The 8,915-nt window shown below is 65.6% G+C and carries 7 protein-coding genes; 2 read left to right on the forward strand and 5 right to left on the reverse strand.

Translation table 11 applies throughout. The features are described from left to right. Positions 1-83 precede the first annotated feature (83 nt). Positions 84-644: an elongation factor P gene (gene efp, locus VAE54_RS04015; RefSeq protein WP_322800649.1), complete on the forward strand. Its 561-nt coding sequence runs from the start codon at positions 84-86 to the stop codon at positions 642-644. A gap of 37 nt (positions 645-681) precedes the next feature. Further along, complete coding sequence (gene fabF, locus VAE54_RS04020; protein ID WP_322800650.1) at positions 682-1,929, forward strand: beta-ketoacyl-ACP synthase II; 1,248 nt, start codon at positions 682-684, stop codon at positions 1,927-1,929. 85 nt (positions 1,930-2,014) lie between these two features. On the opposite strand, the gene hydA is transcribed toward fabF, so the two are convergent. The 5 genes from hydA to VAE54_RS04045 all read right to left on the reverse strand — a co-directional run. Further along, the gene (hydA, locus tag VAE54_RS04025) at positions 2,015-3,400 is read right to left on the reverse strand and encodes a dihydropyrimidinase (RefSeq protein WP_322800651.1); all 1,386 of its coding nucleotides are present in this window, start codon (positions 3,398-3,400) and stop codon (positions 2,015-2,017) included. Between the two features lie 104 nt (positions 3,401-3,504). Next, the gene (locus tag VAE54_RS04030) at positions 3,505-4,236 is read right to left on the reverse strand and encodes a DUF554 domain-containing protein (protein WP_322800652.1); all 732 of its coding nucleotides are present in this window, start codon (positions 4,234-4,236) and stop codon (positions 3,505-3,507) included. Between the two features lie 128 nt (positions 4,237-4,364). Next, entirely contained in the window at positions 4,365-6,266 is a 1,902-nt protein-coding gene (locus VAE54_RS04035) for a glycosyltransferase family 39 protein (RefSeq protein ID WP_322800653.1), read from the reverse strand. A gap of 11 nt (positions 6,267-6,277) precedes the next feature. Further along, positions 6,278-7,240, reverse strand: coding sequence for a ribose-phosphate pyrophosphokinase (locus tag VAE54_RS04040; RefSeq protein ID WP_322800654.1), 963 nt, complete (start codon positions 7,238-7,240; stop codon positions 6,278-6,280). Between the two features lie 191 nt (positions 7,241-7,431). Next, positions 7,432-8,915, reverse strand: a 1,484-nt coding sequence (locus VAE54_RS04045; RefSeq protein WP_322800655.1) for a LamG-like jellyroll fold domain-containing protein, incomplete at its 5' end; no start/stop codon positions are given.

Raw genomic sequence — 8,915 nt, forward strand, 5'->3', positions numbered from 1 at the left:
TCCATGCGGTCATGGGAAGGGTCAAGGCTTTTCCAGGCCCGCCGGACATCCACAAACCCCGTGATGTTCGGGAGGACGGACCGATGATCGATGTGAACGATCTGCGAAAGGGAACCACGTTTATCCTGGACGGGCAGATCTACGAGGTCCTGGAATATCAGCATCATAAACCCGGCCGGGGAAACGCCTTCATCCGGACCAAACTGCGCAACCTGCGCACGGGAGCCATCATCGATAAGACGTTCCTCTCCGGGGATCGGGTGCAGGATATCCGGGTGGAGAACCGGGAGGTCCAGTTCCTATATCGGGACGGCGATCTCTACTACATGATGGATACCCGAACCTATGAGCAGATCCCGGTCCCGGCCGAGCGACTGGGGGAGGCGGTGAACTTCCTGAAAGAGGGGATCACGCTGATCCTGCGGGAATACGAAGGCGAGCCCCTGGGGGTGGAGCTGCCGGTGACGGTGGACCTGCGGGTAGTGGAGGCGGAGCCGGGGGTGAAGGGCGATACGGCCTCCGGAGCGGATAAGTGGGTGGTGGTGGAAACCGGTTACCGGCTCCGGGTTCCCCTCTTCGTCAACGAGGGGGACATCATCCGGGTGGACACACGGACCGGGGAGTATGTGACCCGTGTCGGTTGAGGGGATGCACGCAGGACTTTCCAGGCGGGAGGTTTCGATGCAGCCACGTCGGGTTGTGATCACCGGGATGGGGGCCATTACCCCGCTGGGCCTGGATGTGCCGACCAGTTGGGCCAGCGCCATTGCCGGCCGCTCCGGCGTGGGTCCGATCACCCTTTTCGATGCTTCCTCCTTAAATGTGCGCATCGCCGCCGAGGTGAAGGGGTTCGATCCCCTGAACTATATGGATGCCCGGGAGGCGCGACGACGGGATCGCTTTGAGCAGTTTGCGGTGGCTGCCACGCGGGAGGCCGTGCGCCAGGCGAACCTGCGGATCACGGACTCCATCGCCGACGAGGTGGGGGTGATCATCGGCTCCGCCATCGGCGGAGCTCAGAGCTTCGCCGATGGGGTGGAGACGGCGCTTCACAAGAGCCCCCGTCTGCTTCATCCCTTCGTGATCCCCATGGTGATCACAGATGGGGCATCTGCCCAGATCGCGATTGAGCTGGGCGCGCGGGGCCCGAACTTCGCCACTGTCTCCGCATGCGCGGCGGGGGCCGACGCCATCGGCATCGCCTACGAGTTGATCCGCAGCGGGGATTGCCGGGTGTGCATCGCCGGGGGTGCCGAGGCCAGCATCACCTATATCGGCATCGCGGCCTTCGATCGCATCGGCGCCATGTCCCGCCGCAACGACGACCCCGCGGGGGCCTGCCGGCCGTTCGATAAAGATCGGGATGGGACGGTGATGGGGGAGGGAGCGGGGATCCTGGTGCTGGAGGATCTGGAGTTCGCTCTATCCCGTGGCGCGGAGCCGCTGGCGGAGATCATCGGCTACGGGGCGACCTCGGATGCCTATCATCCCATCGCTCCGGACGAGAACGGGGCCGGGGCGGCGCGGGCGATGGCCAAGGCCCTCCGCAAAGCCGGGATCCGTCCGGAGGAGGTGGATTACATCAACGCCCACGGAACCGGAACCCCGCTCAATGACAAGACGGAGACGATGGCCATCAAGACCGTATTCGGCGAGCGGGCCTATGAGATCCCGGTCAGCGCCACCAAGTCCATGACAGGCCATATGATCGGGGCCACCGGTGCCCTGGAGGCGATCTTCTGTGTGATGGCCATCCGCGAGGGGATCATCCCGCCCACGATCAACCTGCGAAACCCGGATCCGGAGTGTGACCTGGACTACGTGCCCAACGTCGCCCGGCGGAAGGAGGTTCGCATCGCGATGACCAACGCCTTTGGCTTCGGCGGGCACAACAGCGTGCTGGTGATCCGGCGCTGGGAGGGGACATGATCAATATGGCGGTGGGGCGCTGAGGGCGCGCCCCACCGCACCGAACGGCCCAAGAAGTCTACGTGCCCTCCATCGTTCGGGCGGGTCAGCTCAGAGCCGAACGGGCCATCTGGAGGGAGAACGTTTCGGCGGGAACAAAGCGTCCCCATCCTGGAGTTCCCCGAAAGACGCCGTCCTCCACCACGATCTGGCCGCGGACCATCACCGTGCGCACGCGCCCCCGAACCCGCCAGCCCTCATAGGGCGTGTAACCCGCGATGTAATGCAGATGGGCGGCGGTGAGGATCTCCTCGGGCTCTGGATCGTAAAGGACCAGGTCCGCATCCGATCCGGGTTGCAGCGCTCCCTTGCGGGGATACAGGCCAAAGAGCTTCGCCGGATTCGTCGCGCACAGGCGCACCAGGTCCGGCCATCCGATTCGGCCTTCCAGGATGCCGAAGGTATACAGAAGCGGCAGCATGGTCTCCAGCCCGGGCAACCCCCCGGGGGTGGTGAGAAAGGACCCCGTGGCGGTCTTCTGGCGGAGCGTATAATCGCAGTGGTCGGTCCCGATGGCGGCGATCCATCCCCGGTGGAGCCGCTCCCACAGCCCGGCCCGCTCAGCGGCCGGTCGCAGGGGAGGCTGGAGGATATACCACTCGGGATGCGGCCCTCCGTAAGCGGTTTCATCCAGGAGGAGATACTGAGGGCAGGTTTCGGCGAAAGCCGGCTGGCCCTGCCGAGCGGCCTCATGGACCAGGTCGACCGCGCGGGCGGTGGAGCAGTGGACAATGTAGACGGGGGCGTGGGCCTCGGCAGCCAGGAAGAGAACCCGGTGCACCGCCTCGACCTCCGCGAAGGGCGGCCGGGAGCGACCGTGTTCCCGCAGGCTGGTCTGACCCTCGGCCTTCAGGCGCTCGATGGCTTCCGTCACCATCGCATCGTTCTCGCAGTGGACCATCGTGATGAGCCCCAGGGCGCCGGCGGCCCGCATCAGGCGTAGAAGGGTCGCATCATCCGCGTAGTAGTTCGGGCGATACGTGGTGTAAAGCTTGATGCCGGCCACGCCCTGAGCGACCAGCTTCCCCAGTTCCCCCTCCTTCCCCGGGGGGAGATCGGTCACCATCATATGGAGCGCGTAATCCACCACCGCTTTCCCGCGAGCCTCTTCCAGGCGGGACGCCAGGGCTTCTTCGAAGGTTTGCCCGCGGAATTGGGTGGCGAAATCCACCACCGTGGTCACCCCCCCGAAGGCCGCCGCCCGGGTTCCGATGAACCAGTCGTCGTCGGTGCGATAGATCCCGGTGTCCAGGGCGATATGGACGTGGGGATCCACGAGGCCCGGAAGGACCATGCATCCCGCGGCATCCACCACGGGCTCTCCGGGATAAGGGAGAAGATCCCCGATGGCGGCGATCCGCTCCCCTTCCACACGCAGGTCCGCTCGCAGCATCCCATCGGCAACCACCAGCGTTCCGTTCCGGATAAGCATAGGTCCCCCCTCCTGGATGGAAAGCATCCCGCCCGATCGTTCTCAGAAATCCCCACGCTCTGGAATCTGGTTCCTCCCTCCAGAAGCCCCCGATGAGATCCACCTTATGGAGTCAGAGGGATTCCCAGCCGGGTCAGGAGCGCGTTCACCGTGGGGGTCAGCGCGACGAGGAGCGGGGCGATCAGCAGCCCGGGCAGAAAGCTGGCCACGCGGATGCGCTGGATGTCCAGCAACAGCAGCCCGATCCCCAGGATCATCGCCCCGCCGACGGCGGTCATCTCGGTGATCATCGTCTCGGTAAGGAGCGCCTTCACCAGCCCCGCCCCCAGGGTGAGGGATCCCTGATAGATCAGCACCGTCAGAGCGGCGAACATCACTCCCATGCCCAGGGAGGCGCTGAAGGCCAGGGAGGCGAAGCCATCCAGGGTGGCCTTGATCGCCAGGAGGGTGTAATTGCCGGTCAGGCCGTCCTGGATGGAGCCGAGGATGGTCATGGGGCCGACGCAGAAGACCAGGCTGGCGGTGACGAAGCCCTTCACGAAGGCGCTGCCCTCCCCGCTGTTCCCGGAGACCCGGAGCTCCAGCCAGCGCCCCAGGGCCTGGAGGCGTTCCTCCAAACGCAGTCCCTCTCCGATGATTCCACCGAGGAGTAACGCCGCCAGCATCCGGAGCGGATTCTGGGTTTGAAGGGCCATGCTCATCCCGATAACCAGGGTCATCAGGCCCAGGCCATGCAACACGGTCTGACGGACGCGCTCGGGAAGGCGGCTGCCTACCAGCATCCCGGCGCCGCTGCCCACCACCACGGTCGCGACGTTGATGAGCGTTCCCACCATCGGCGGGTTCCCTCCCGTTCAGAAGGAATAATGGGGGTGTGAACAACGAATACATTCAGGATACCGGCGGGTGCGAATTCTGAGAAGGGCGGATTCCTTTCTCTATCCCTCCCCCGCGGCCCGAAGGCCTATCGAACTTCGATGATCCCGATTTCCCATGCCTCCCCGATCCGCTGACCGTGGCGAAACACCGGTAGGCGCTGTCCATCCGGCATGTAGAAACCGATGAGCACCGGATAGCGTCCAGGGGCCAGCGTCGGCGGCAACCACACGCCGTAACGATCCTCCAGGACCTCGCCTGGGCGCCAGGTAGTGGTCGGGCGACGCCATCCCAGAGGCTCCCGATCCGTCTGGGCCACCGGACGGCCATCTGGGCCCTGCACATGCACGAAGACTTTATAGGCTGTGGAAAGGGGAGCCCGGACTCGCCATCGGATCATCACCCGCAGCACATCCCCGGGGTGCAGGGGGGAAGGGGTTATCCCATACCCATCCACCTGAATGGCTTCTCCAAACTGAACCCCGGGCGCGGGATGGGGGTCCGGTTCCCCCAAACCGTAAACCGCGAAGCGGATGCGGCCGACCCAACGCTCCTCCGCCCGGAAGGCGTGGGTGTCCAGCCACGTTTCGACCCGGCCTTCCGGATCCGCCTCCCGTTCCCCATACCAGAGCACGAAAAGCCGGTTCCGCCCGCGCAGCGCCGGGGCCAGGGTTTCCTGGATCTCCTCCGGCGGGGGTGGACGCCGCAACGGGGCAGGGAGCAAGGGGGCTTGCGGCCAGTAGTAAGTGAACACATCGACCTGTCCGGGGGCATACAGCAGGATCCCATCCCCGGGTCGGATCCCGACGGCCAGCATCCGGGCCAGTCCCCGGTAATCATCCCGGGAGAAGCGGGGATCGAAATAGAGCGCCCACATGCTGATCCCCAGCGGGCCGAGCATCAGGCCCAGCGCGAGGGCGAGGCCGAGCCGCCCCCCCCACCGGCCTCCGCGCTTCCGGAGAAGCCACTGGATCCGCTCGAGGCCGGCCGCCCACAGGGCGATGAAAGCCGGAAGGGCGGCCATGAAAAACTTGAGATTCGCCTCCCGATAGGCTCCCCGCCCCAGCACCAGCCCGATCGGGCCCGCCATCAGCATGAGCGCGATCCAGGATCCCCTCGGCTTGGACTCCGGAAAGGCCGCGCGGTCCACGATACCCCGTATGAGTCCCAGGCTGACCCCGATCAGGGGCAACGCGACGATCCCCGAAGGGACTTCCGGGGGAAGGGTAATCCCGGCGCTCAGGGCGCGCAGGATGGCTCGGAGGGCCTCGGCGGGCGGGACCGGCGCGGGGGCCGGCCATTGTCGTAGCTGGGTGAGGGCGACCGGAGCCCACGGCAGGACGGCCAATCCGATCCACGCCTGAAGGCCCATCCAGCGGAGGAGCCGTCGGGAACTGCCATGCCCGCTGTCGATCAGCATGCTTAGAAGATGAGCCGCGGGGATCGCCGGGAACACGTAGTGGGTATACCATCCCGCGGCCCCGGTCAGAAGAAGCCCCAGGGCGCGGCCCGGCCGGGGCCGCCGCCGCCAGGTCAGCCAGAAGATGGAATGCAACGCCGCCCACAGCCCCAGGAGGGTATACATCCGGACCTCCTGGGCGTAGTAAATGGCCAGAGGGTGGATGGCGATCAGGAGCATGGCGAGCCTGCCGGCCTCCCGGTTGAAGAGCCGGGCGGTTAAGTTCCCGACGGCCGCGATGAGGAGCACGCCCGTCAGGGCGGAGAAGGCCCGAAGGGAGAACTCCGAACGGCCGGCGAGGTCGGCCCATCCGTGCAACAGCACGTAATACAACGGAGGATGAATATCCTGGGCCGCGCTTTCCAGGATGTGCCGGAGAGGACCTTCGCTCAGGCGGGCGGATGTTCCTTCGTCATACCACAGGCTCTGAGCCTCCAGGCGATAGAATCGCAGACCCATCCCCAGCCACAGCGCGGCCAGCCCGATCCATCCCAGGCCCTTCCGTCGGCGGGCCTGGCCTCCCTGTCCCATGCTCGCCTCCCTCACTCATTGAACAGCTGGCCGACGGAGCGGCCCTCATGAATGCGACGGATCACCTCGGCGAGCATCGGTCCGATGGAGAGAACGGTCATGTTCGGGAGGCGCTTGTGGGGCGGGATCGGAATGGTGTTCGTGCAGATGATCTCCTTCAGCGGCAGCGCGCGCAGGCGATCCACCGCGGGGCCGGAGAGGACCGCATGGGTGAAGCAGAGGTAGATTTCCTCCGCCCCATGCTCCTTCAGGACGCGCACCGCGCCGCTCACTGATCCCGCCGTGTCCACTTCATCGTCCACCAGGATCACCTTCTTCCCCCCTACGTCTCCGATCACCGTCAGGGCCTCCGTCTGGGTCCCGGTCCGACGCTTCTCCACGAAAGCGATGGGCAGGTTAAGCTTGGCGGCGTAGTTGCGCGCCTTCTTGGCGAACCCCAGGTCGGCGGCCACCACCACAGCTTCCTCAGGAGAGAAGTTTTTCTCCAGCAGGTAATCGCTGAGGAGGTGGAAAGCCGTCAGCTCATCGCCCGGGATGCTGAAGAAGCCCTGGATCTGGCTGGCGTGCAGGTCGATGGTCACCCAGCGATCCGCCCCGGCCACGGCGATGAAGTCCGCCACCAGGCGCGCGGTGATGGGCACGCGGGGCTGATCTTTCTTGTCGCTCCGGGCGTAGGCCAGATAGGGGATGACCGCAGTGATGCGGCCCGCATTCGCCCGCTTGATGGTGTCCAGCAGGATGAAGAGCTCCATCAGGTTATAGTTCACCGGCGAGGCCGTGCTCTGGATCACGAAAACATCCTGCCCGCGGACGCTGGCGAGCAGGCGGACGAAGATGTTTTCGTTCGGGAAAACGATGATCTCGCGGGGGAGCAACGGGACCCCCAGGCACTCCGCGATTTCCTCGGCCAGTTGCGGATGGCCGGAACCCGCCACCAGAATCAGGTCCCCATAACGCCATGACGGTCCGGGCATTCGCGGGCGACCTCCCCATCGAACTGGATGCCAGCCTATTCATCATAACCGGAATCCTGGAGATCTAAAAGAACCCGTGGGGGATGAAGGGGCTTCGTTCGGCTGGGGGATTTCATCGGGCGGCGCTTTCGCGGGGCGCGGGCCGCTGAGGGTAGCCCGCGCCCCGCGGAAAAGGGGTCCACAGCGCCTCCCTATGGGGAGCACTTCGGGTTACCGGCCTTCTCGTGATTGTAGAGCGCAGCGACCTCCGCCGGGCTTAACACCCGGCTCCAGAGCTCCCATTCGTCCAGCCGTAGCCGGTTCCCGAAGAATGGACCCACCGGCTCCCCCGGAGCCCCCGCGCATGTGCTGGAAGGGAGGGGACCTTGATATCCCCCCAGCCACAGGTCCGCCGGGCTGGCCACATTCGTGGCGTTGACGCCGGAGATCGTCCCGGTCTGGACCTGGCTCCCGTTCACATACAGCCGCACCGGCGCTGTATTCCCGGGCTGCCAGGCCACTGTGGCTGCGACAAAGGTCGGCTGGTTCGGAAGAACCGCGCCGGTCGCCGTCACCCGGGAGGAGCCCGGGCTTCCCACGCCGTTGCCGAGACGGAAGATCAGGTCATAGGCATTCGCCCCGGCGTTCCATTCCAGGAAGAGGGCATACCCCTGGAGGATTTGACATCCCGGGCTCACGCTGTAGGTCTTGTCCAGGATGGGTTGCAGGGACGGCGTAGCGGAGGATGGGGGAGGGGTATACAGCCAGCCTGCCACACTCATCCCATTTGAGCCGATGTTCAATGCCGGGTGGTGAGGGATCCGGCCATAGGATCGATCGAAAAAGAGCGCGTTCCCCACCTGGCCGCTGACCGATCCCACCCAGGGGGGAGCGCCTGTGCCGGCGCCGATGGGAAGGGGGTTCCCGCTGCTGTCCTGTGGGGTTCCCGGATGGGCGCCCATCCCCTCGCTGAGGGTGGTGCTGCCCGCCGGGTCGTTCATCCGCCACCAGGCGGTCAGGCCCGTTGAGGAGATCACGCAGGCGAGGGCGGGCGAAGCCGTCGGCGTGGGCGGAGGCCCGGCAGGGGAGACCCCGATGCAGGAGGTGTTGTTCCCACTGTTCGCATCCGAAATCCCCTGCAGGCTCACGCAGTTCTTGAAGGATCCGCTGTATCCCGAGGGGCCGAAGTAGACGCCGAAGAACATCGTGGCGCTCTGGCCCGGACCCAGCGTCACAGAGGGCTGCTGACAGGTCACCATCCCTCCTGAAGCGGAGGAATACGAGCATGGGGGACCGGATCCCAGGCTCCCGCCTCCGGCGAACAACGTGGACCATGCCGGGCTGGTGGTGTCAACCAGGGTGAGGGGTCCACTGTAAACCCCCGGCCCCAGGTTCGTCACCGTGAGGGTGAAGCCGCAGGTGTAGATCCCGCTGCAGGAGGCGGATTTGCTCACCGTGAGATCGAACGCTCCAGACACGGGTGTGGAGGTCGGGGAAGAAACAGCCGTCGCCGTCCCGGAAGGCGAAGGCGTCGAGGTCTTCGTCGCTGTGGGCGTCGGTGTGGGGATCAGCTTACATTTGCCCGCTGGACCGGCGTTATAGATGGACTGGATCTCACCCTGCGTGAGCGCCCGGTTGAAGATCTCCACCTCGTCGATGACGCCGTTGAACGTGCGCGGATAACCGACGGCGCGAA

Source organism: Thermoflexus sp., assembly GCF_034432235.1.
Classification (GTDB): Bacteria; Chloroflexota; Anaerolineae; order Thermoflexales; family Thermoflexaceae; genus Thermoflexus.

Coding starts and splice junctions, on each gene's coding strand:
- efp (WP_322800649.1), top strand. CDS start 84: ATGATCGATGTGAACGATCTGCGAAAGGGAACCACGTTTATCCTGGAC.
- fabF (WP_322800650.1), top strand. CDS start 682: ATGCAGCCACGTCGGGTTGTGATCACCGGGATGGGGGCCATTACCCCG.
- hydA (WP_322800651.1), bottom strand. CDS start 3,400: ATGCTTATCCGGAACGGAACGCTGGTGGTTGCCGATGGGATGCTGCGA.
- VAE54_RS04030 (WP_322800652.1), bottom strand. CDS start 4,236: ATGGTGGGAACGCTCATCAACGTCGCGACCGTGGTGGTGGGCAGCGGC.
- VAE54_RS04035 (WP_322800653.1), bottom strand. CDS start 6,266: ATGGGACAGGGAGGCCAGGCCCGCCGACGGAAGGGCCTGGGATGGATC.
- VAE54_RS04040 (WP_322800654.1), bottom strand. CDS start 7,240: ATGCCCGGACCGTCATGGCGTTATGGGGACCTGATTCTGGTGGCGGGT.